Annotated in this window: 19 protein-coding genes and 1 tRNA gene; 8 read left to right on the top strand and 12 right to left on the bottom strand. The window is 70.3% G+C overall.

The window, feature by feature from the left end:
* Positions 1-80: 80 nt before the first annotated feature.
* Genes hpt through dacB form a run of 4 tightly spaced genes read right to left on the bottom strand, consistent with a single transcriptional unit; the run spans position 81 to position 4,123 of the window.
* Entirely contained in the window at positions 81-692 is a 612-nt protein-coding gene (hpt, locus tag A5764_RS07790; RefSeq protein ID WP_067111128.1) for a hypoxanthine phosphoribosyltransferase, read from the bottom strand.
* Between the two features lie 43 nt (positions 693-735).
* On the bottom strand, positions 736-1,695 hold the full coding sequence (tilS, locus tag A5764_RS07785) for a tRNA lysidine(34) synthetase TilS (protein WP_067111125.1): 960 nt from the start codon (positions 1,693-1,695) through the stop codon (positions 736-738).
* Positions 1,674-2,741, bottom strand: coding sequence for a zinc-dependent metalloprotease (locus A5764_RS07780; protein ID WP_067111198.1), 1,068 nt, complete (start codon positions 2,739-2,741; stop codon positions 1,674-1,676). The genes tilS and A5764_RS07780 overlap by 22 nt, the downstream gene beginning before the upstream one ends.
* Positions 2,738-4,123, bottom strand: a complete 1,386-nt coding sequence (gene dacB / locus A5764_RS07775) for a D-alanyl-D-alanine carboxypeptidase/D-alanyl-D-alanine-endopeptidase (RefSeq protein ID WP_156664560.1) — start codon at positions 4,121-4,123, stop codon at positions 2,738-2,740. Before dacB ends, A5764_RS07780 begins: the two co-directional genes overlap by 4 nt.
* 113 nt (positions 4,124-4,236) lie before the next feature.
* Between dacB and A5764_RS07770 the strand changes: the two genes are divergently transcribed.
* Positions 4,237-4,722, top strand: a complete 486-nt coding sequence (locus A5764_RS07770) for an inorganic diphosphatase (protein ID WP_067111119.1) — start codon at positions 4,237-4,239, stop codon at positions 4,720-4,722.
* 56 nt (positions 4,723-4,778) lie between these two features.
* Positions 4,779-5,471 carry a hypothetical protein gene (locus A5764_RS07765; protein ID WP_067111116.1) on the top strand — a complete coding sequence of 231 codons (693 nt, stop codon included), beginning with the start codon at positions 4,779-4,781 and terminating at the stop codon, positions 5,469-5,471.
* Positions 5,472-5,480: 9 nt separating this feature from the next.
* On the opposite strand, the gene A5764_RS07760 is transcribed toward A5764_RS07765, so the two are convergent.
* A complete protein-coding gene (locus A5764_RS07760; protein ID WP_067111113.1) occupies positions 5,481-6,575 on the bottom strand; it encodes a DUF475 domain-containing protein in 1,095 nt (364 codons plus the stop codon).
* 91 nt (positions 6,576-6,666) lie between these two features.
* Here A5764_RS07760 and A5764_RS07755 point away from each other — a divergent pair, with 91 nt between their 5' ends.
* From A5764_RS07755 to A5764_RS07745, 3 genes are read left to right on the top strand one after another with little or no spacing between them, the layout of a single operon-like run.
* Positions 6,667-7,929, top strand: coding sequence for a hypothetical protein (locus A5764_RS07755; RefSeq protein WP_067111195.1), 1,263 nt, complete (start codon positions 6,667-6,669; stop codon positions 7,927-7,929).
* A gap of 25 nt (positions 7,930-7,954) precedes the next feature.
* Positions 7,955-8,656: a glycosyltransferase family 2 protein gene (locus A5764_RS07750; RefSeq protein WP_067111110.1), complete on the top strand. Its 702-nt coding sequence runs from the start codon at positions 7,955-7,957 to the stop codon at positions 8,654-8,656.
* Positions 8,653-9,003: a DUF2304 domain-containing protein gene (locus tag A5764_RS07745; RefSeq protein WP_067111108.1), complete on the top strand. Its 351-nt coding sequence runs from the start codon at positions 8,653-8,655 to the stop codon at positions 9,001-9,003. The genes A5764_RS07750 and A5764_RS07745 overlap by 4 nt, the downstream gene beginning before the upstream one ends.
* A gap of 53 nt (positions 9,004-9,056) precedes the next feature.
* Here A5764_RS07745 and A5764_RS07740 read toward each other — a convergent pair whose 3' ends face one another.
* Positions 9,057-10,001 (bottom strand): NAD-dependent epimerase/dehydratase family protein, encoded by a 945-nt coding sequence (locus tag A5764_RS07740; RefSeq protein WP_067111106.1) that lies wholly within the window; start codon positions 9,999-10,001, stop codon positions 9,057-9,059.
* On the opposite strand from A5764_RS07740, the gene A5764_RS07735 reads away from it, so the two are divergent.
* Complete coding sequence (locus A5764_RS07735; protein WP_231989646.1) at positions 9,967-11,808, top strand: hypothetical protein; 1,842 nt, start codon at positions 9,967-9,969, stop codon at positions 11,806-11,808. The genes A5764_RS07740 and A5764_RS07735 overlap by 35 nt on opposite strands.
* Positions 11,809-11,813: 5 nt before the next feature.
* On the opposite strand, the gene A5764_RS07730 is transcribed toward A5764_RS07735, so the two are convergent.
* The 3 genes from A5764_RS07730 to A5764_RS07720 form a co-directional block, all read right to left on the bottom strand.
* The gene (locus A5764_RS07730; RefSeq protein ID WP_067111103.1) at positions 11,814-13,301 is read right to left on the bottom strand and encodes a PE family protein; all 1,488 of its coding nucleotides are present in this window, start codon (positions 13,299-13,301) and stop codon (positions 11,814-11,816) included.
* A 92-nt stretch (positions 13,302-13,393) separates the two neighbouring features.
* Positions 13,394-13,466, bottom strand: a tRNA-Thr gene (locus A5764_RS07725).
* Between the two features lie 42 nt (positions 13,467-13,508).
* On the bottom strand, positions 13,509-14,711 hold the full coding sequence (locus A5764_RS07720) for a DNA polymerase III subunit delta' (RefSeq protein WP_067111101.1): 1,203 nt from the start codon (positions 14,709-14,711) through the stop codon (positions 13,509-13,511).
* A 107-nt stretch (positions 14,712-14,818) separates the two neighbouring features.
* Between A5764_RS07720 and A5764_RS07715 the strand changes: the two genes are divergently transcribed.
* Complete coding sequence (locus A5764_RS07715; protein WP_231989647.1) at positions 14,819-16,495, top strand: adenylate/guanylate cyclase domain-containing protein; 1,677 nt, start codon at positions 14,819-14,821, stop codon at positions 16,493-16,495.
* Between the two features lie 8 nt (positions 16,496-16,503).
* On the opposite strand, the gene topA is transcribed toward A5764_RS07715, so the two are convergent.
* The 3 genes from topA to cspA all read right to left on the bottom strand — a co-directional run bounded on the left by topA (position 16,504) and on the right by cspA (position 20,470).
* Positions 16,504-19,326, bottom strand: coding sequence for a type I DNA topoisomerase (topA, locus tag A5764_RS07710; protein ID WP_067111098.1), 2,823 nt, complete (start codon positions 19,324-19,326; stop codon positions 16,504-16,506).
* Positions 19,327-19,519: 193 nt separating this feature from the next.
* A complete protein-coding gene (locus A5764_RS07705; RefSeq protein WP_067111095.1) occupies positions 19,520-20,110 on the bottom strand; it encodes a hypothetical protein in 591 nt (196 codons plus the stop codon).
* A gap of 156 nt (positions 20,111-20,266) precedes the next feature.
* Positions 20,267-20,470 (bottom strand): cold shock protein CspA, encoded by a 204-nt coding sequence (gene cspA, locus A5764_RS07700; RefSeq protein ID WP_007166602.1) that lies wholly within the window; start codon positions 20,468-20,470, stop codon positions 20,267-20,269.
* A 248-nt stretch (positions 20,471-20,718) separates the two neighbouring features.
* Between cspA and A5764_RS07695 the strand changes: the two genes are divergently transcribed.
* The gene (locus A5764_RS07695) at positions 20,719-23,046 is read left to right on the top strand and encodes a DEAD/DEAH box helicase (RefSeq protein ID WP_067111186.1); all 2,328 of its coding nucleotides are present in this window, start codon (positions 20,719-20,721) and stop codon (positions 23,044-23,046) included.
* Positions 23,047-23,135 lie beyond the last annotated feature (89 nt).

Raw genomic sequence — 23,135 nt, 5'->3', positions numbered from 1 at the left:
CCAGTGGCGATCGCAAGCGCGGCGTAGATCGCAAGCGCGGCGTAGCCGGGCGCGGCGGGTCGCCACCACCCAACTAGTGACTACTGCTCGTAGACCCGCGGGTCCAGCATGCCGATGTACGACAGGTCGCGGTAACGCTCGTCGTAGTCCAGGCCGTAGCCCACGACGAAATCGTTGGGAATATCGAAGCCCACGTAGGCGATCTCGGCGTTGGCACGCACCGCGTCGGGCTTGCGCAGCAGTGTGCACACGCGCAGCGAGCGCGGGTGCCGGCTTTTCAGATTGCGCAGCAGCCACGACAGGGTCAGCCCCGAGTCGACGACGTCCTCGACGATCAGCACGTCGCGGTCATTGATGTCGCGGTCCAGGTCTTTGAGGATCCGCACCACACCCGACGACGACGTCGAGGACCCGTAGGAGCTGACCGCCATGAATTCGAATTGGGTTGGCACCGGGATCGCGCGGGCCAGATCCGTGACGAAGATCACCGCCCCCTTCAGCACGGTGATCAGCAGCAGGTCCTGGCCGGTCTCGGCGGCCAGGTCGCGGTAGTGGTTGCCGATTTCCTCGCCCAGTTCGCTAATGCGGGCCTGGATTTGCTCGGCGGTGAGCAGCACCGACTTGATGTCCCCCGGATACAGCTCCGCGGGCTGAGCGGGGGTGCTCGCCGAGGAGATCTGGGCCACGACCACAGAGTGCCACGCTAACTGGCGAATAACCAACGGCAGCCCCCATTTACACAGGTTCGCGCCACATTGTGAGCACGCCGTCGAGCCGCCCGGCGATCAGGCGCTCACCGCGCAACGCCGAGCCGACGGCCACCCCGCCCTGCCCGCGCCACGAGGTGACCAGCGCGTCCACGCCTCGGATCTGCTTGTCGGTCAACCCGGTCGCGCCCCCGGCCATTAGCCAGCCGCGGATCACCCGGCGGCGCACCGGGTCGGGCAGTTCGGCCAGGGCTCGCGCTCGCAGCCCGGAGTCCTCCTGCACTCCGGGGCGGGCCTGCTCGGCGAGCGCGTCGAGCAGCTCGGTGTCCTCGCGCAACGCCGTCGCGGTGCGGGCCAGCGCCTCGGCCACTCCGCCACCAAGCACGTCCTCCAGCTGCGGCAGCACGTCGAGGCGCAGCCGGGCGCGGGTGAAGCGGCGGTCGCTGTTGTGCGGGTCCTGCCACGCGGTCAGGCCCAATTCCCGGCATGCGGCGTGCGTCGCGGCGCGCCGCATCCCCAACAACGGCCGGCACCACGGCGGGTCATGCGGGCGCATCCCGGCGATCGAGCGCACCCCGGAGCCGCGGCCCAGCCCCAGCAACACCGTCTCCGCCTGATCGTCGAGCGTGTGGGCCAGCAGCACCGCGCCGTCGCGCTGGGAGCCCAGCGCGGCGTAGCGGGCGGCGCCCGCCGCCGCCTCCGGACCGCCTTCAGCGCCGACCTTCACCTGAAGCACCTGTGCCGCAACGCATCCCACGTCGAGCGCTTGCCTGCGCGCGGTCTCGGCGACGGCGGCAGAGTCGGCCTGCAGGCCGTGGTCGACGATCAGCGCGGTGGTGGGCCGCAGCGGGGCCGCAACCGCCGTCAGCGCCAGCGAGTCCGGGCCGCCGGACAGCGCCACGCACCAGCGCTCCTCGCCGCCGAGATGCCTCTGGGCGAACGCTTCGACAGCCGCGCGCAGCTGCCCTACAGCACCCTGTCGATCCATCGCTGGGGGTCTTCGATTTCGGCGGGCAGCGGCAGCGTCTCGGGACCCGACCAGACGGTGTTGAACCGCTCCATCCCGACCCGGCCCACCACGTGGTCGACAAACGCCTTGCCGCGGGTGTATTGGCTCAGCTTGGCGTCGAGGCCCAGCAGCGCGCGCAGCAGCCGCTGCAGCGGCGGTTGCTTGCGGTGACGACGCTCGTCGAACCGCTGCCGGATGGTGGCCACCGACGGCACCACCCTCGGGCCGACCGCGTCCATCACGTGGTCGGCATGGCCCTCCAGCAGGGTGCCGAGCACCAGCAGCTGATCGAGGGCCTTGCGCTGCGGCTCGGACTGCACGGCGCGCACCAGGCCGATGATCCCCGACGAGCCACCGTCGGCGGCCACGTCACCGCGGTTGCGGACGAACTCGGCGAGCCGCCGCGCCACCTGGGCGATGTCCTCCCCGGCGTCCTGGGTCAGCAGCCCCAGCGACTGCGACATGTAGTCGGACAGCCAGCGGTTGGCGGTGAACTGCACCCGGTGGGTCACCTCGTGCAGGCACACCCACAACCGGAAGTCGGACGGCTGGACCCTGAGCTGGCGTTCGACGGCGATGACGTTCGGATACACCAGCAGCAACAGGCCCTCATTGGCCCCCTGATTAGTGGCGAACGGATCGTACTGGCCGAGGATCCCGGAGGACACGAACGCCAGTACGGCGCCGGTCTGCGCCCCGGTGATGCGGCCGGTGAGAAATGCCCGCGGCTTGTCGCCCCCGTTGGTCATCACCCGCATCGACTCGGCCGCCGCCCCAATCCATTCGGCGCGGTCGACGATGCGGGCCGGCGGCACGTCGCTCTTGTCAAAGCCCTTGCTGGCCAGGCCGGTGACGTCACGCACCGGCGGTTCGGCCTTGGCGGCCGCGCGGGTCAGCTCGTCGATCACCTGGCGGCGGGTGTAGTCGCTGGCTGCGGGACCCGGCCGGGCCAGGCGCTGGCCGACCGTGGCCGCGAACCGCCAGTCGACGGCGTTTCCCAGGGTCAGGTTGGACGACGGCGTCATGCGCACCCGCACGTCCACAGCCGGCTGGCCAGGGCGTCCATCGCGTTGCGGCCGTTGGGTCCGGCGGCGTTGGAGATGAACGCGAATGTCAGCACGCGTCCGGTGCGGTCGGTGAGCACCCCGACCAGGGAGTTGATGGCGGTCAGCGAACCGGTCTTGGCGCGCAGCCAGCCGGCCGGGCCGCGGTCGGTGGCCGGGTCCAGGAACCGGTCGGCCAGGGTCCCGCTGCCGCCGGCGATGGGAAGCAGGTCCAGTAGCGCGCGCAGGGCCGGCTGGTCCGGGCCGGCGGCGGCCTGCACCACGCCGTCGAGCGTTTTCGCCGTCAACCGGTCGTCGACCGAGAGGCCGCTGGAATCCATCAGAGCGGCCCCGGCGGTGTCGACGTGCGCGGTGCTCAACCGGTTGGTCACCGCGTCGACCGCGCCGGCGAAGCTGCGGGGCCGGTTGATCGCGGCCGCCACCTCCCGGGCGATGCACTCGGCCATCACGTTGTCGGAGTGGTCCATCATCTGCTGCAGCCGCTGGACCAAGGGCGCGGACTGCACGACGGCCAGCTGCCGCGCCCCGGAGGGCGCCGTCGCGATCGTCACCGCGCCGGGGTCCAGGCCCAGCCCTTTGGCGAGCTCGCGCCCGGCATCGAGTGCGGGCGTCTTGGACCGCCGCGAATTGACCGTGGTCGGCTGGATGCGTCCGGCGTCGATCATCACCGACTCGATCGGCGCGATGTCGCCGTTGTCGACATCGGCGGGATCCCAGCCCTGCGCCATCGTGGGCCCGCTGAACGCAGAGGTGTCCACCTGCACCGCCGTCGGCGTCACGCCGCTGCGGCGGATCTGCTCGACCAGGTCGCTGATGCGCGCCGACCCCCGGTACCAGGTGTCCACCCCCGGCGGCACGGCCGACAGCAGCGGATCACCGGCACCCACCAGCACGACGGGCCCCTGGGCGTTCTGGCTGCCGGCCACGACGCGGGTGCTGATCCGGGCCTGACGGTCCAGCGTCAGCAACGCCGCGGCCGCCGTCAGGACCTTGTTGGTCGACGCCGGCACCAGCGGCAGGTCGTCGGCGACCTGCCAGAGCTCTTTCCCGGTGATGGCGTCGGTGATCCGGCCGCCCAGCCTGCCCAGGTTGGGGTCGGCCGCCGCGGGGGCCAGCGTGGCGCCCACACCGGCGGGGCTGGGTGTCTCGGCGGTGTCGGCGACGGGGACCACCCCGGGCTTGACCGTCGGCGGGCGCGGTGGGGGCACGGGGGCGTGTGCGGCGCCGGCGCCGTGGCCACCCGTGGTGAAAAACGTTGCCGCGGCCACTACGGCGGCGACGAACGCCAGCACGGCCAACCCAATGAACACTTGGGTGGATTTCCGCCAGCGAGTACGACCCATCACTCTCCTGACTGTTTGAACCCATTCTGCCGAATCGGCCTCGTTGCGCTCGACTAGGGTGGATGCCCGACCCAATGAGCTACCAGGACTACCCCTCATAAGGAGCCGGCACGGTGCAATTCGACGTGACCATCGAAATTCCGAAAGGCCAGCGCAACAAGTACGAGGTCGATCACGAGACGGGGCGGGTGCGCCTGGACCGCTACCTCTACACGTCGATGGCCTACCCCACGGATTACGGCTTCATCGAGGACACCCTCGGTGAGGACGGCGACCCGCTGGACGCGCTGGTGCTGCTGCCGCAGCCGGTGTATCCCGGTGTGATCGTGGAGGCGCGTCCGGTCGGAATGTTCCGGATGGTCGATGAGGCCGGCGGCGACGACAAGGTCTTGTGCGTACCGGCGGGCGACTACCGCTGGGACCACGTCCAGGACATCGGCGACGTCCCGGAATTCGAGCTCGACGTGATCAAGCACTTTTTCTCGCAGTACAAGGCGCTCGAGCCGGGCAAGTTCGTCAAGACGGCCAACTGGGTCGACCGCGCCGAAGCCGAGGCCGAGGTGCAGCGTTCGGTGGAGCGGTTCAAGGCCGGGCACTAACGCTCTGGGCGTAACCGTGCCGCGCGGCTCGGTGGCATCCTGGCGGTGTGACCCCGATGCTGCATTTCGCGGCCAATTTCTGGTGGCTGATCTTCCCGCTGGGCGGCGCGGTCGGCACGGGTATCAGGGCGATCGCCGCGGCCAACGAGCGGCGGGCCGAACGACGGCTGGAGCGCTACCGGCTGAAGCAGCAGGCCAAGATCGCCGCGGCCGAGGCGGCCGGGCGTAAGCAAACCAACGCGGAAGTCTCCCGCCGCGAGATCGCCAAACTCCTTGCGGCACATGATCGTATCGACGCGCGGTGGTTCGATTACGAGATCGACATCGCGAAATTGCTGGACTTCCCGATGATGACCGACATGCGCGCCCCGCTGACCATCGCCTTTCACAAGGCAAAGCGGCGCGCCGACCTGCTGCGGCCGGAACGGGCCCAGGACGTGCAGGCCCTGGTCGGCGATCGGGGCGCGCAGCTCGAGTACCGCGACGCCGTGCACGAGTACATCAGCGCGTTCGAGATCGCCGAGACCGAGGCGATCCGGCGCCGCCGCAGCGACTTCTCCGAAGACGACCAGCAGCGGCTGGCCCGCGCCCAGCACCTGCTGCACCTGGCTGCCGACGAGGCGGCCACCCGCGAGGAACGACAAAGCGCCTACGCCCGGGCCACCAAGGAGCTCGACGGGCTGATCGTGCTGCCGGCCCCGGCGCGGGCCAGCATCGAGCGGCGCATCGCCGGCCAGATCGAGGCCTGACGGTTGGGATTAACCGGTTAGAGCGGGGGCCCGGGCGGCGCGCCGGTTTTGCCACATGCTCCAGCCCAGGGCCGCCCCGATGAAGACGACACCCACCGACGCGGTCGCGACCTCGGGAACCTCGAACCGCGGCTCGATGGAGGCCAGCATGATCACGGCCAGCGCTCCGATCGCCCAGTGCGCCCCGTGCTCCAAGTACACGTAACGGTCCAGCGTGTCCTGCTGAACCAGGTAGATGGTGATCGAGCGGACGAACATCGAGCCCACCAGCCCCAGGCCCAGCGCGATGACGATCGGGTCCGAGGTGATCGCGAAGGCGCCGGTGACCCCGTCGAAGGAGAAGGCGGCGTCGAGAACCTCGAGATACAGAAACAGGCCCAGGGCCGCCTTGCCGACCGCGGGGCCGGAGGTTTTGTCGACCGTCGCCGCCCCGACGTCCGGCGGCCGAAACGCCCGGCTAAATCCGTTGACCACCAGATACGTGACCAGGCCCAGCACCCCGGCGGTCAGCACCGTCGCGCGCTCGTCGCTGGAGTGCGTCAGCTCGGTCCCGACGAGCACCAGCGCGACGCCGGTCACCACCACCGATACCTGGCCGAGCCGCCCGATGCGGGCGAAGGGCACCTCAATCCACTTGAGCCACTTGATGTCTCGGTCGTGAAAGACAAAATCCAAAAACAGCATCAGCAGGAAGATACCGCCGAAGGCGGCGATCTGCGGGTGGGCCGCGACGATCAGCTTCTCGTAGCTGGGCGAGCCGTCCGGGTACTCCAGCGCGCCGTGCGGCGGCGGATTGAGCGCCAGCTCCATCGCGCGAACCGGGCCGATGCCCGCGGTCGCCCACACGATCGCCAACGGGAAGACCAGCCGCATGCCGAAGACCGCGATCAGGATGCCGACCGTCAGGAACATCTGCCGCCAGAACGGGCTCATCCGCTTCAGGATCGCCGCGTTGATGATGGCGTTGTCGAAGGACAGCGACACCTCAAGTACGGCCAGCACCAGCAGCAGGAAAAGGGCGTTCAGGCCGCCGTGCGCGTAGCCGACGGCGAGGGCCGCAACGGTGCACAACAACGAAAAACCGAAGGTGCGGAACGCGGCCATGAATCCTTTCCCGACAGTCGCCCACCCTAGCGACCATCTCGCCGACGCGGGCCTTCGGTGCTGGCGCACTTACTATTTTCAAATTGTGGCGATGCCCGAAGTCGGCGGTACCGAAGCCTCCACGGGGGCGGGGCCGATCGCGCGCGGCAGTGTGGCCCGGGTCGCCACTGCGACCGCGCTGACCGCACTGTGCGGGTACGCGGTGATCTACCTGGCCGCTCGCGACCTGGCTCCGAGCGGCTTCTCGGTGTTCGGGGTGTTCTGGGGGGCGTTCGGCCTGGTCACCGGCGCGGCCAATGGGCTACTGCAAGAGGCCACCCGAGAGGTTCGCTCGACGCAGTACGTCGAGATGGTCGGAAGCCGCACCCATCCGCTGCGGGTGGCCGCGATGCTCGGGGTGGCGGCCGCCGTGGTGATCGCCGGGACGTCGCCGTTGTGGGGCGGGCGGGTGTTCGTCGAGGCGCGCTGGCTGTCGGTGGGGCTGCTCGCCGTCGGATTGGCCGGGTTCTGCCTGCACGCCACCCTGCTGGGCATGCTGGCGGGCACCAATCAATGGACCGTGTACGGGGCGCTGATGGTGACCGACGCGGTGATCCGGGTGGCGGTCGCCGGGGCCACCTTCGTGATCGGGTGGGGTCTGATCGGGTTCCTCTGGGCGACCGTGGCCGGGGCGGTGGCCTGGTTGATCGTGCTGGCGGCCTCCCCCACCGCACGCGGGGCGGCCCGGCTGCTGACGCCGGGCGGCACCGCGACGTTTCTGCGCGGCGCCGCACATTCGATCACCGCGGCGGGCGCCAGCGCGATCCTGGTGATGGGCTTTCCGGTGCTGCTCAAGCTGACCAGCACGCAGCTGGGGTCGGAGGGCGGCGTGATCATCCTGGCGGTGACGCTGACGCGCGCGCCGCTGCTGGTGCCGCTGACGGCCATGCAGGGCAACTTGATTGCCCATTTCGTCGACCAGCGCACCGACCGGCTTCGGGCGCTCATCGCGCCGGCGGCGATCGTCGCCGGCATCGGCGTGGTCGGGGTGGTGGCGGCGGGCGTGGTGGGCCCGTGGTTGCTGCGGGTCGGCTTCGGGGCGCAGTACCAGGCCAGCAGCGCGCTGCTGGCGTGGCTGACGGCGGCCGCCGTCGCGATCGCCATGCTGACCCTTACCGGCGCCGCCGCGGTGGCGGCCGCGTTGCATCGGGCCTATGCGGTGGGTTGGGTGGGCGCGACGGTGGCATCGGGGCTGCTGCTGCTGTTGCCGCTGCCGTTGCAGACCCGCACAGTGGTCGGCCTGCTGTGCGGGCCGCTGGTGGGAATCGGGGTGCACCTGGTGGCGCTGGCGCGCGCCGGACGCTCGACCGGCTGATTCCGCGTGTACCTTGTGGGCTTGAATGGACAGTGAAACGCATTACCCCGGCGTCTGGATCGTCATTCCCGCCTTCAACGAAGCCGCCGTCATCGGCGAGGTGATCGCCGATGTGCGCTCGGTCTTCGACCACGTCGTCTGCGTCGACGACGGCAGCACCGATGGCACCGGCGAGATCGCCCGGCGGGCAGGGGCTTATCTGGTGCGCCACCCGATCAACCTGGGCCAGGGCGCGGCCATCCAGACCGGCGTCGAATACGCCCGAAAGCAGCCCGGAGCGCAGGTTTTCGCCACCTTCGACGCCGACGGCCAGCACCGCGTCAAGGACGTGGTCGCGATGATCGACCGGCTCGGCGCCGGCGACGTCGACGTCGTCATCGGCACGCGGTTCGCCACCAACGAGGGCAGCCGCCCACCGTTCCTGAAGCGGACCGTGCTGCGGACCGCGGCGAGGCTGAGCCGGCGCGGTCGCCGACTTGGCTTGACCGACACCAACAATGGGCTGCGGGTGTTCAACAAGAAGGTCGCCGACGGGCTGAACATCACCATGAGCGGCATGAGCCACGCCAACGAAATCATCATGCTGATCGCCGAAAACCATTGGCGCGTGGCCGAATACCCGGTCGAGGTGCTCTACACCGAATATTCGAAGTCGAAGGGGCAGCCACTGCTCAACGGCGTCAATATAATCTTCGACGGGTTCTTGAGAGGGAGGATTCCGAGGTGAACTGGATCCAAGTGCTGCTGATCGGGTCGATCGTCGCGTTGCTGTTCTACCTGCTGCGGTCGCGCAGGAATGCGCGGTCGCGGGCATGGGTGAAGGTCGGATACGTCTTGTTCGTGCTGGGCGGCATCTATGCCGTGCTGCGGCCCGACGACACCACGGTGATCGCGCACTGGTTCGGGGTGCGCCGCGGCACCGACCTGATGCTCTACGCGCTGATCATGGCGTTCAGCTTCACGACGCTGAGCACCTACATGCGGTTCAAGGACTTGGAGTTGCGCTACGCGCGGCTGGCCCGGGCGGTGGCGCTGGAGGGCGCGCAGGAGCCCGAACCGGCGCCGAACGTGTAACTATTGCGAAAAAACTGCCCGGATTTCGCAATGGCTGCACGCTCGGCGCGAGCTCAGCTGGTGCGTGCGTCCCGGAAGTACTCCACCGTGCGACGCACCCCATCGTCCAGTTGAACCTGGGGACGCCAACCCAAAACGCTTGCCGCCAAACCGATGTCGAGGCACGACCGCCTCAGGTCGCCGAGGCGATCCGGATGGAACTCCGGGTCGTCGGGCCCCCCGACGGCCGCGGCGACCGCCGAATGCAGTTGGCGGTCGGAGGTTTCGATCCCGGTGCCGATGTTGAACCGCTGCCCACCGCCCACGTCCCCGGCGGCCTTGACGAAGGCGTCCACCACGTCGTCGACGAACACGTAGTCGCGGGTCTTGCCGCCGTCCCCGAACACCTTGGTGGGCTTACCCGACAGCAGCGCCTGGGCGAAGATCGCCACCACGCCCGCTTCGCCGTGCGGGTCCTGGCGGGGGCCGTAGACGTTGGCCGGGGCGATGTGCGAGCAATCCAGGCCGTAGAGGTTGCGGAAGGTGTTCAGGTAGATCTCGCCGGCCACCTTTCCGGCGGCGTAGGGCGAGCCCGGGTCGGTGGGCGCCGTCTCCGGGGTCGGGAAGACCGACGGGGTGCCGTAGATCGATCCGCCCGACGAGGTGTGCACGATCTTGCGGACCCCGGTCTGGCGCGCCGCCTCGGCCAACCGCACCGTGCCGATGACGTTGACCGAGGCGTCGAATTGCGGGTCGGCCACCGAGTGCCGGACGTCGATCTGGGCCGCCAGGTGGAACACCACCTCGGGGCGGTGCTCGTCGAGGATGGCGTGCAGGTCGGCGGTCACGATGTCCGCCTCGACGAAGACGTGCGCCGGGTTGTCGGCCAGGTGCTCGAGGTTGGTCGCGCGGCCGCTGGCGAAATTGTCCAGCCCCACCACCGTGTGACCGTCGGCCAGCAGGCGGTCGACTAGCGTCGAGCCGATGAATCCGGCTGCCCCGGTGACCAGTGCTTGCACCGGCCCACCATACCGGCGGGCCGCGGGCGCGGGCCGTGTGCCTCCGGTGGCCCTGGCCGCGGCCGCGCTGATCGTCGTCCAGCTGGTGATACGCGCGGTGCTGGCGTTCGGGGGCTACTTCTACTGGGACGACCTGATCCTGGTCGGCAAAGCCGGCACCGAGGGACTGCTGTCGCCGTCGTACCTGTTCGACGACCACGACGGCCACGTGATGCCGGCCGCCTTCCTCGTCGCCGGCGCCATCATCCGGCTGGCGCCGCTGGATTGGACGTGGCCGGCGGTCAGCCTGCTGGTGTTGCAGCTGCTCGCCTCGCTGTCGCTGCTGCGCGCGCTGCACGTCATCCTCGGCTGGCGTCGCGTGCTGCTGATCCCGTTGACGTTCGCGCTGTTCACCCCGCTGGCCGTGCCGGGCTTCGCGTGGTGGGCGGCCGCGCTGAACTCGTTGCCCATGCTCGCGGCGCTGGCCTGGGTGTGCGCCGACACGATCCTGCTGGTGCGCACCGGAAACCAGCGCTACGCGGTGACCGGCGTGCTGGCCTACCTCGGCGGGCTGCTGTTCTTCGAGAAGGCCGCGGTGATCCCGTTCGTCGCCTTCGCCGTGGCCGCCCTGCTCTGCCACGTAACGGGTGACGGGTCGCCGGTGCAGACGGTGTGGCGGGCCGGTCTGCGGCTGTGGGTCGCGTCGCTGGCGCTGACGGTCGGCTGGGTCGCGCTGTATCTGGCCGTGGTCAACCAAAAGCGGTGGAGCACCGACCTGTCGATGACCGGTGATCTGCTGTGGCGGTCGATCACCCACGGCATCGTGCCGGGGCTGGCCGGCGGGCCCTGGCACTGGGACCGCTGGGCACCGGCCTCGCCGTGGGCCACGCCCCCGCCGCTGGCGATGGCGCTGGGCTGGCTGGTCCTTGCCGCCGTGCTGGCGCTGTCGGTGACCCGCAAGCAACGCATCGGGCCGGTGTGGCTGACCGCCGCCGGTTACGCCGTGGCCTGCCAGGCGCCGATCTATCTGATGCGCTCGTCGAAGCAGACCGCTCTGGAACTGGCCCAGACATTGCGGTATCTGCCGGACCTCGTCGTGGTGCTGGCGTTGCTGGCGGCGGTCGCGCTGTGCGCGCCGAACCGGCCGCTCGCGGCGCGCTGGCTGGACGACGCGCCGAAACGCACTGTGGCGACGGCCGTGTTGGCGGTGGCGTTCGTCGCCAGCAGCCTGTACTCGACGGCGACGTTTCTGACCAGCTGGCGCGACAACCCCGCGCGGCCCTACCTGCAGAACGCCCGGGCCGGGTTGGCCGCCGCGCGGGCGGCCTCGGATGCGCCGCTGCTGGACCAGGAGGTAGATCCGCTGGTGCTGCAGCGGGTGGCCGCGCCGCAGAACCTCGCCAGCCACATGTTCGCACTGCTGCGGGATAGGCCCGAATTCTCCTCGGCAACAACGCAATTACGCATGATCGACAGCTCGGGTCGGCTGGTCAACGCGAGGGTAACCTGGATCCGCACCATCGCGCCCGGACCCATGCCGCGCTGCGGCTACTTCGCCCAACCGGACAAGCCGGCGCGGCTGGTTCTGGACGGGCCGCTGCTGCCGGCCGACTGGACCGTCGAACTCAACTACCTGGCCAACAGCGACGGGTCGATGACGCTGTCGCTGAACCAGGGACCCGACGTCAAGGTGCCGGTGCACCCGGGTCTCAACCGGGTGTTCGTCCGGCTGCCGGGTGCCGGCGACGCGATCGCCGTGCGGGCCAACACCACGGCACTCGCGTTGTGCCTCGCGTCGGGACCGGTGGGCTTCGTCGCGCCTGCCTAGCTAGGTCAGCCGTTATTGCCGGGCGCGCCGAAGACCCCGCCGGCGCCGCCGGTACCCGGCGCGCCTGGGGCCGGGCCAGTCCCGGCGGCGCCGCCGTCGCCGCCGTTGCCGATCACCTGGGCATTGCCGCCGTTACCGCCGTTTCCGCCGGTCACCAAACCGGCGCCACCGGCGCCGCCGGCGCCACCATTGCCGATCGTCCCGGCGTTGCCGCCGGTGCCGCCCGCACCGCCGGTCCGACCGAAACCGCCGGTGCCACCGGTGCCACCGGAGCCGTCGAAGGTGCTGCCCGCCCCGCCGTTCCCGCCGTTGCCGCCGACGGTCAGACCGGTACCTCCCGCGCCCCCGGAGCCGCCGGCGCCCATGAAGGGGTCGGCGTTGCCGCCGGCCCCGCCGTTGCCGCCGTGGCCCGTGGTGCTGGTGCCGCCGAGGCCGCCGAGGCCGCCGTTGCCCGAGATCCCGATCGACGCGCCGCCGGCGCCGCCGTCCCCGCCGTTGCCCCCGACGCCGGTGCCGCCGGTCCCGCCGTTGCCGCCCAGTCCCTCAAAGCTGCCACCGTTACCGCCCGCGCCCCCGGTGCCGCCGGTGCCCGCCGCGCCAACGCCGCCCATGCCGCCGGTGCCGCCATTGCCCCACACCCCGGCCGAGCCACCGGCGCCACCGTTGCCTCCGAGGTTGCCGCCCTCCCCGCCGGTGCCGCCGGTTCCCGCGGAGCCGAAGACGAGGCCACCGGCCCCGCCCGTGCCGCCGTTTCCACCGATCCCCCCGGAGGCTCCGCCGGTGCCGCCGGTCCCGCCGGAGATGACGTCCGGGCCGCCGAAACCGAAGAGCCCGCCCATGCCGCCGGTGCCGCCCTGGCCCCCCTGGACCAAGCCGTATCCGCCCGCGCCACCGGTACCGCCGGCTCCGAACAGCCCGCCGGCGCCACCGGCGCCTCCGGCCCCGCCGATGCCCGTCGGGCTCGCACCGCCGGCCCCGCCGGGCCCGCCCGTGCCGAATAGCCCAGCGGCCCCGCCGTTTCCGCCGGGCGCTCCGGGATTGGTGCTGTTACCGCCGGCCCCGCCGTTGCCGATCAACAACCCGCCGGGCGCACCGTTCTGGCCCACGCCCCCGACGGTTCCGCCGTTGGCGCCGTTGCCGATCAGCGGTCGCCCGAACAGCGCAAGGGTGGGTCCGTTCACCGCGTTGAGCGCATCCTGCAACGGGGAGGCGGTGGCGGCCTCGGCGCTCGCGTACGCGGCTCCGGCCGAGGCTAGGTTCTGGACGAATTGCGCATGGAAGGCCGCGGCCTGCGACGTCAGCGCCTGAAATGTCTGTCCCTGGCCCGAAAAGACCGCCGCGATCGCCGCTGACACCTCGTCGGCGCCCGCGGCCAGCAGTGCCGTGGTCGGGCCCGACGCGGCCGCGTTGGCGGCACCGAGCGTCGAGCCGATCCCCGCCAAGTCCGTAGCCACCGCCGCCAACACCTCCGGCGCCGCGATCACAAACGACATATCAGCCACTCCCCCTTGTGGATCCAACCCTGCCAATGCAAGTAAATCGGTATAGGAGCGTATCCGCTGAAGTCGGAGCCACCTGAAGTCGGAGCCACCTAGGAGAATCGAACTCCTGACCTGCTCATTACGAGTGAGCCGCTCTACCGACTGAGCTAAGGTGGCGTGCCCTGCCGGGCGGCACGAGTGTACGGCAGCCGGGCGGACTCACCCAAGTTCCTGGCCGATGGTGGCGACCATGGCGTCGACTGCGAACTTGGGTTTGACGTTGATCGCCAGCGCCTCGCGGCACTCAAGGACCGCCTCGATACAGCGCAGCAGCCGCTCGGGCGAGGCATGGGCGGCCAGCGCCGCCACCCGGTCGGCCATGTCGGGGTGGTTGGCGCGCACGCCGCCCGCGTTCGCCGACGCCACCAGCGCGTCCCGGAAGTAGGTCGCCAGGTCGATCAGCGCGCGGTCCAGCGCATCGCGCGACGCCCGGGTCTGCCGTGACTTCTGCCGCCGCTCGAGGTCCTTGAGCGCACCCGTCGCTCCGCGCAGCGCACCCGCGGTGCCCTTGCCGGTGCCGCCGGCGCCCAAAGCGGTTCGCAGCTCCTCGGTTTCGGCCTCGGCGCGGTCGGCGGTCAACACGACGGCCTCGGCCTCGGCGGCGGCCACCAGCTCCTCGGCGGCCGCGTAGGCGCGTGACGGCGTCGCGGCGTCGCGCACCAGCCCGAGCGCCCGCTCGCGTCGCTGCCGGGCCTCGGGGTCGGTGGCCAGGCGGCGCGCGCGGCCCACGTGACCGCCGCTGACCGAGGCCGCCCAGTTCGCCGTTTCGGCGTCCAGGCCGTCGTCGGCCAGCACGCGCGCGATGGCCTCGGTGGGCGGAGTCACCAGCGCGACGTGCCGGCACCGGGATCGCAGCGTGACCGCGATGTCCTCGGGGTCCACCGACGGCGCGCACAGCAAAAACACCGTCGACGGCGGCGGTTCCTCGACGACCTTCAGCAGCGCGTTCGCGGCCCCTTCAGTCAACCGGTCGGCGTCTTCGATCACGACGATCTGGCGGTGTCCGGTGGTCGGGCGGCGCGACGCGATCTGCACGATGCCGCGCATCTCGTCCACGCCGATCGACAGGCCTTCGGGGATCACCCGGCGCACGTCGGCGTGGGTGCCGGCCATCGTTGTCGCGCACGCCCGGCACTGCCCGCAGCCCGGCTCCCCGTCGGACGTGCACTGCAGCGCCGCCGCGAAGCAGACCGCGGCGACCGAGCGCCCGGAACCGGGGGGACCGGTGATCAGCCACGCATGTGTCATAGTCCCGGCGCCGGACTCGCTGTGAGCCGAATCACCGCGCGCGGCCCGGGCGGCGGCGCGCAGTTCGGCCACCACCGCCTCTTGGCCTACCAGCCGCGTAAACACCCCGGACATCACCGGCAACAGTAGTGACACCGACCGACCGACACCGAGCAGCCACCGGATCGGGACAATTCCGTGACGTTTCCGGGCGTTTCAGCAGCTATAGGCGACTTGCCGAGATCCGCGAACTTTTCCGTCAAGTCCGTACCGCCGGATACGGTGGATTGGTGGCAACCACGGCGGAACTGCCCGGGCGAATCAGCGGATTCGTCCGGTGGGTGGTGCGCACCCCGTGGCCGCTGTTTTCGCTGAGCATGCTGCAGGCCGACATCATCGGCGGTCTGTTCGTTCTGGGCTTCCTGCGCTACGGCCTGCCGCCCCAGGACCGCATCCAGCTGCAGGACCTGCCGCCGGTCAACCTGGCGATCTTCATCAGCGTCGTGATCACGCTGTTCCTCGCGGGCATCGTGTTCAACCTCAAGCTGCTGTTGCCGGTCTTCCGCTGGCAGCGCCGCGACAACCTGCTGGCCGATGCCGATCCGGCCGGCACCGAACTGGCCCGCAGCCGCGCCCTGCGCATGCCGTTCTACCGCACGCTGACCAGCATGGGGGCCTGGTGCATCGGCGGCGTGGTGTTCATCATCGCCAGCTGGTCGGTGGCCAAGTACACGGCGCCCGTCGTGGCGGTCGCCACGGCGCTGGGCGCGGCAGCGACGGCGATCATCGGCTACCTGCAGTCCGAGCGCGTGCTGCGGCCGGTGGCAGTCGCGGCCCTGCGCAGCGGCGTGCCCGAGAACGTCAAGGCGCCCGGCGTCATCCTGCGGCAGATGCTGAGCTGGATGCTGTCCACCGCCGTGCCGCTGCTGGCCATCGTGCTGGCCGTGGTGGCCGACAAGGCCTCCCTGCTGCATGCCACGCCCGAGAAGCTGTTCAACCCGATCCTGCTGCTGGCCCTGGCGGCGCTGGGCATCGGTCTGGTCAGCACCCTGCTGGTGGCAATGTCGATCGCCGACCCGCTGCGCCAGCTGCGCTGGGCGCTGTCGGAGGTGCAGCGCGGAAACTACAACGCGCACATGCAGATCTACGACGCCAGCGAACTCGGCCTGCTGCAGGCCGGCTTCAACGACATGGTCCGCGACCTGTCCGAGCGGCAGCGGCTACGTGACCTGTTCGGCCGCTACGTCGGCGAGGACGTCGCCCGCCGGGCCCTGGAACGAGGCACCGAGCTGGGCGGGCAGGAACGGGACGTGGCGGTGCTGTTCGTGGACCTGGTCGGCTCCACCCAGCTGGCCGCGACGCGGCCGCCCGCCGAGGTGGTCCACCTGCTCAACGAGTTCTTCCGGGTGGTGGTCGACACCGTCGGCAAGCACGGCGGGTTCGTCAACAAGTTCCAGGGCGACGCGGCGCTGGCCATCTTCGGTGCGCCGATCGAACACCCGGACGCCTCCGGCGGGGCGCTCGCCGCGGCCCGCGAGCTGCACGACGAGCTGTTGCCGGTGATCGGTTCGGCGGAGTTCGGGATCGGGGTGTCCTCCGGCCGGGCCATCGCCGGCCACATCGGGGCGCAGGCCCGGTTCGAGTACACCGTGATCGGCGACCCGGTCAACGAGGCCGCGCGGCTCACCGAGCTGGCCAAGCTGGAGGCCGGCCATGTGCTGGCGTCGGCGATCGCGGTGAGCGGCGCACTGGACGCCGAGGCGCTGTGCTGGGATGTCGGCGAGGTCGTCGAGCTGCGCGGGCGCACGGCACCAACTCAGCTGGCCAGGCCGGTGAAGCTGGCCGGAATCACGGACGCCCAACCCGTGCGGGCCAACCCCGAACAGGTGTCCAGCGAATCGATCGGCCCCGGTTACTAAACCGGGCGTTAGCTGCGCTTGGCGGCCCTCTTCGCCGGCGCCTTGCGAGTGCTCTTCTTCGCGGGGCGCTTCGCCGGACCGCGGGCCCGCCGGTCCGCCAGCAGTTCGGCGGCGCGCTCGTCGGTAATCGACATCACGTCGTCGCCCTTGCGCAGGCTGGCGTTGGTCTCGCCGTCGGTGACATACGGCCCGAACCGGCCGTCCTTGATGACCATCGGCTTGCCCGACGCCGGATCGGTCCCCAGCTCACGCAGCGGCGGCGCCGACGCGCCTTGCCCGCCACGCCGTTTGGGCTCGGCGTAGATCTTCAGCGCTTCCTCGAGGGTGATGTCGAAGATCTGGTCCTCGCTCGCCAAAGAACGAGAATCGCTGCCGCGCTTCAGGTACGGGCCATAGCGGCCGTTCTGCGCGGTGATCTCCTCGCCGGTCTGCGGGTCGACGCCGACGACCCGGGGCAGCGACAGCAGCTTCAGCGCATCCTCGAGCGTGACGGTTTGCAGGTCCATGCTGCGCAGCAGCGAGCCGGTTCTGGGGCGGGGGCCCTTGGGAACGGGGGCTTTTTTGCCCTTCTTCGTGGGGGCTCCACCGTCGTCTTCTTCGGGCGGCGGCGGCAGGATCTCCGTCACGTACGGCCCGTACCGGCCGTCCTTGGCGACGATCTCGTGGCCGGTTTCGGGATCCACGCCCAGCACGCGTCCCTCTTGCGGGGTGGCGAAGAGCTCCTCGGCGACCTCCAGCGTCAGCTCGTCGGGGGTCAGCGAGTCGTTGAGGTTGGCCCGCTGCGGCGTGGGCTGACCGTCGTCACCCGTCACGATGCGTTCGAGGTAGGGACCGTTCTTGCCGACCCGAACATAGACCGGACGGCCCTGCGCGTCGTCAAACACCCTGATGGAGTTGACTTCTCGCGCGTCGATGCCCTCCAGGTTGACGCCGACCAGCTTCTTGAGGCCGCCCGAGCGGGCCACCGAGTCGGGCACGCCGTGCTCGCCGCCGAAGTAGAAGTTGTTGAGCCAGTTGGTGCGCCGCTCGTTGCCCGACGCGATCGCGTCGAGCTCGTCTTCCATTGCCGCGGTGAAGCCGTAGTCAACGAGCCTGCCGAAGTGCTGCTCGAGCAGGCCGGTGACGGCGAACGCGACCCACGAAGGCACCAGCGCGCTGCCCTTCTTGTACACGTAGCCGCGGTCCTGGATGGTCTTGATGATCGACGCATACGTCGACGGGCGACCGATACCCAGCTCCTCGAGCGCCTTGACCAGCGAGGCCTCGGTGTAGCGCGCAGGCGGGTTGGTTGCGTGGCCGTCGGGGGTGAGGTCGAGGGCTTCCAGCCGCTGCCCTTCGGTCAGGCGCGGCAGCCGGCGCTCGGCGTCGTCGGCCTCGCCGCCGGCGAGCTCGTCGACGGTTTCCACGTAGGCCTTCAGGAAGCCGGCGAAGGTGATGGTGCGCCCGCTGGCGGCGAACACGACCTCCCTTGGGGTCCGCTGGCCCCCTGACATCCCGGAGATCCGCAGGCTGAGCGTGGTGCCGCGCGCGTCGGCCATCTGCGAGGCCACGGTGCGCTGCCAGATCAGCTCGTAGAGACGGAATTCGTCGCCGTCGAGCTCGCGGCGCACCGCGTCCGGGGTGGCGAACGTCTCGCCGGCCGGCCGGATCGCCTCGTGCGCCTCCTGCGCGTTCTTCACCTTGCGGGTGTACTGGCGCGGCGACGGCGAGACGTACTCCTCGCCGTAGAGCTGGCGCGCCTGAGTGCGCGCGGCGTTGATCGCCGACTGCGACAGCGTCGTCGAGTCGGTGCGCATATAAGTGATGTAGCCGTTCTCGTAGAGGCGCTGGGCGATGCTCATCGTGCGCTCGGAGGAGAACCGCAGCTTGCGGCCGGCCTCCTGCTGCAGCGTCGACGTCATGAACGGCGCGTACGGGCGCCGGGTGTAGGGCTTTTCCTCCACCGACGCGACCGACAGCTGCGCGCCCCGCAGCCCCGAGGCCAGCTCGGTGGCGGCCGCCTCGTCGAGCACCACCACTTCATCGGCCTTGCGCAGCTGGCCCACCGAGTCGAAATCGCGGCCGGTGGCCACGCGCAGGCCGTCCACGCCTGACAGCCGGGCGGTGAAGGTGGGCGGCTGGGCCTGCGGGTCGGACACGCTGGCGTCCAGCTGGGCGACGATGTCCCAATAGGACGCGCTGCGGAACGCCATGCGGTCGCGTTCGCGCTGCACGATGATGCGGGTGGCCACGGACTGGACGCGGCCCGCCGAGAGCTTGGGCGCGACCTTCTTCCACAGCACGGGGCTGACCTCGTAGCCGTACAGCCGGTCCAGGATGCGGCGGGTCTCCTGGGCGTCGACGAGGTCGATGTCCAGGTCCCGTGGGTGCTCGGCGGCCGCCCGGATCGCCGGTTCGGTGATCTCGTGGAACACCATCCGCTTGACCGGGATGTTGGGCTTGAGGGTTTCCAGCAGGTGCCAGGCGATGGCTTCGCCTTCGCGGTCACCATCCGTGGCCAGGTAGAGCTCGTCGACGTCCTTGAGCAGGCCCTTGAGCTCGCTGACGGTGCTCTTCTTCTCCGGGCTGATGATGTAGAGCGGCTCGAAGTCGGCGTCGACGTTGACCCCGAGCCGGGCCCACGGCTCGGACTTGAACTTCGCGGGCACATCGGCCGCGGCCCGCGGCAGGTCGCGGATGTGGCCGCGGGAAGACTCCACGATGTACCTGGAGCCCAGATAGCCGGCCAGTTTGCGCGCCTTGGTCGGCGACTCGACGATGACGAGTCGCCGACGGCTCCCATTTCCGCCGCTGCTCGGGCTTGGTGGGTCCTTTAGCTTCGGATCAGCCAACTGCGCTTACGCTCCATCTCTTATACCGGCCCCTTACGAGACCGCCCTGCAGGAAGAATGACAGGCTGGCGGCTGAAATTCCGGTGAAATTCGGGTACGCCAGCGTTCCTTCCCTTTCGGGCACCTGACAATTTCGCACCCTGGGGCACGGCTGCGCAAACCGGCTAGCCAAAATCCGGGCCGCGGCAAACCGCTAAACCGTGGGCCACAGGGGCAGTGCCCCGGCGCCGTCCGGCGGTTCTCCCACGTTCTCTACCAGGCGCGATAGCCTGCGGCGGCCGCTGATCCGAAGCGCCGGCCGGCCGCCTCGGGTGCCGATCAGGGTGGGCGCGATCCCCACGCGCATCAGCGCCGACGCCAGCGGGGAATGGGTGTCGGGCGCGTGCGGATCCAGACCGAGCAGATAGTGCTCGCTCTCCGGGTGACCGGCCGCCAACGTCCACGCCCGCAGCTCGCGCGGCCCGGGCAGCCACCGCGGGGGCACTGTCTTGACCGCGCCGCGGGTCCACTCGGCGGCCAGGGCCACCAACGACGGGGTCACCGCCGTCCTCACCAGCGGGGTGTCTTCGTCGGTGCGGGCGATCTCGGGCTCCAGGCCCGCCTCACGGATCATCTCGGCCAGCGCCGCGGCGCGCCACGGCTGGTCCACCACAACCGAGAGCCGGGCACCCTGCGTCTCCGCAGCGCCTACCAAAACGATCTGGCCTGAGGCCGCCAGCACCCCCGAGAGATCGGCGACCGCGGGGGGCACCGACTCCGCTGTGAAGAAGGAAAGCTGGCTCACGCCACCGACAGTAGGCCAGGTCGTCCGTCCGCGCCTTCAGTTAACCGGCGCGGCGGCGGTTTCCCACCTCTGGTCGCAAGACGCAAAACGAAAACCCCCCGGCGGGGCCCGCTGGGCGGGACTGCTCGGGGGGTTCCGGTGGAGTGGCTGCTCTCCTTAGACGGAGCGGACTCCGGTGGCCTGGGGGCCCTTAGGGCTGTGGCCGATCTCGAACTCGACCTTCTGGTTTTCTTCGAGGGTGCGGAAGCCCGAACCCTGGATCTCCGTGTAGTGGACAAAAACATCCGCGGAACCATCTTCGGGGGCAATGAACCCGAACCCCTTCTCCGCGTTGAACCACTTCACAGTTCCCTGTGGCATTTCTTGATTTTTCCTTCTCTTATGGGTGCGGTGCACCGCCTTTCGGTGCCCCGGGCCAGCTGCGACCGCCATACCTCGCGTAGTCGCCGGAACTTCACCCGACCGATAACCTCGCAGGAACCGCGGCCGCAACGTTGTTCCTGCGAAAGTTTGCACGAACACAGAAGCTTGCGACCGCAATCATCCAATCATGTTCGTCGCGTCGGCGACAGACTTGTGTGACCGGCTGATGTTAGGAGGGTGTGAACTTGGCGAGTTTCGGCAGCGACCTGCTTTCCGTCGCGCTCGCCGGTACCTCGGCGGGCGAACACCCGCTGCGCCACGTCGCCGAGCTGCCGGCACGAGGCGGCCGGCCGCACACCTGGCCGGAGTGGGCCGAGCCCGACGTGGTGCGCGCGTTCGCCGACCGCGGCATCAGCTGCCCGTGGTCGCACCAGGCCGCGGCGGCCGAGCTGGCCCACACCGGGCGCCACGTGGTGGTCAGCACCGGCACCGCGTCGGGCAAGTCGCTGGCCTATCAGCTTCCCGTCCTCAACGCGCTGGCGACGGACCCCCGGGCCCGGGTGCTGTATTTGTCTCCGACCAAAGCGCTCGGTCACGATCAGCTGCGCGCCGCGCACGCGCTGACCGCCGCGATCCCGCGGCTGCGCGATCCTGGTTTTGCGATCGCCCCCACCGCCTACGACGGCGACAGCCCCGCCGAGGTGCGCCGCTTCGCGCGCGAACGCTCCCGCTGGTTGTTTTCCAACCCCGACATGATCCATTTGTCGATCTTGCGCAACCACGCCCGCTGGGCGGTCTTGTTGCGTGGCCTTCGATTCGTGATCGTCGACGAATGCCATTACTACCGCGGGGTTTTCGGCTCAAACGTGGCGATGGTGTTGCGCCGGCTGTTGCGGCTGTGCGAGCGGTACTCGGCTACCCCGACGGTGATCTTCGCCAGCGCGACGACCGATTCCCCGGGCGCGACGGCCGCCGAACTCATCGGCCTTCCGGTCGAGGAGGTCACCGAGGACGGCTCGCCGCAGGGGTCCCGGACCGTGGCGCTGTGGGAGCCCGCGTTGCGGTCCGACCTGCTCGGCGAGAACGGTGCGCCGGTGCGCCGCTCCGCCGGTGCCGAGGCGGCGCGGGTGATGGCCGACCTGATCGCCGAGGGGGCGCAGACCCTGACGTTCGTCCGGTCGCGGCGCGCCGCGGAGCTGACCGCGCTGGGGGCCCAGGCGCGGCTGGCCGACATCGCCCCGGAGCTCTCGCAGAAGGTGGCGTCGTATCGGGCCGGTTATCTCGCCGAGGACCGCACCGCGCTGGAGCGCGCGCTGGCCGAGGGCCGGCTGCGCGGCCTGGCCACCACCAACGCGCTGGAGCTGGGGGTGGACATTGCCGGGCTGGACGCGGTGGTGCTCGCCGGTTTCCCAGGGACGGTCGCCTCGTTCTGGCAGCAGGCCGGTCGGTCGGGCCGGCGCGGTCAGGGTGCGCTGGTGGTCCTGATCGCCCGCGACGATCCGCTGGACACCTACCTGGTCCACCATCCCGACGCGCTGCTGGGCAAACCGGTCGAGCGGGTGGTGATCGATCCGGCCAACCCCTACATCGTTGGTCCCCAATTGCTTTGCGCGGCAACCGAAATGCCGCTCGAAGAGGCGGAGGTGCGCGACTTCGGCGCCACCCAGGTGGCGCAGGACCTGGTGGACGACGGGCTGCTGCGGCGCCGTAACGGCAAGTACTTTCCGGCGGCCGGCATCGAACCGCACGGCGCGGTCGACATCCGGGGCTCGACCGGCGGCCAGATCGTCATCGTGGAGGCCGACACCGGGCGGCTGCTGGGCGGCACCGGGGTCGACCGGGCCCCCGCGTCGGTGCATCCGGGCGCGGTGTACCTGCATCAGGGCGAGACGTACGTCGTCGACTCCCTCGACTTCGACGACGGCATCGCATTCGTCCACGCCGAGGATCCCGGCTACGCGACGTTCGCGCGCGAGCTCACCGACATCGTCGTGACCGGGACCGGTGAACGCTCCCGGTTCGGTCCGGTCACCCTTGGGCTGGTGCCGGTCAAGGTCACCCATCGCGTCGTGGGCTACCTGCGGCGCCGGCTCTCCGGGGAAGTGATCGACTTCATCGAGCTGGACATGCCCGAGCACGTGCTGCCGACCACCGCCGCCATGTACACCATCAGCACAGAGGCATTGCTGCGCAACGGTATTGATGCACCACAGATACCCGGCTCGCTGCACGCCGCCGAACATGCGGCCATCGGGCTGCTGCCCTTGGTGGCCAGCTGCGACCGCGGCGACATCGGCGGCCTGTCCACCGCGATCGGTCCCGACGGGCTGCCCAGTGTCTTCGTCTACGACGGCCATCCGGGCGGGGCCGGATTCGCCGAACGCGGCTTTCGCCAGGCCCGCACTTGGTTGGGCGCCACCGCCTCGGCCATCCAGGCGTGCGAATGCCCGGGCGGCTGCCCGTCGTGTGTGCAGTCGCCCAAATGCGGCAACGGCAACGACCCGCTCGACAAGGCGGGCGCCGTGCGGGTGCTGCGACTGGTGCTGGCGGAGTTGGCCCGAGAGTCACGGTGAACCAGCGCGCTTGTAGCGGCTGGAACGGCGGTCGTAAGCCGAGCGGCCACCGGGGTGGCAACGGCGACGCCTCTGACCCCGGCCGCCTG

The sequence above is a fragment of the Mycobacterium sp. 852002-51057_SCH5723018 genome, from assembly GCF_001667035.1.
Lineage (GTDB): Bacteria > Actinomycetota > Actinomycetes > Mycobacteriales > Mycobacteriaceae > Mycobacterium.
This window is presented reverse-complemented; position numbering and strand designations above follow the sequence as displayed.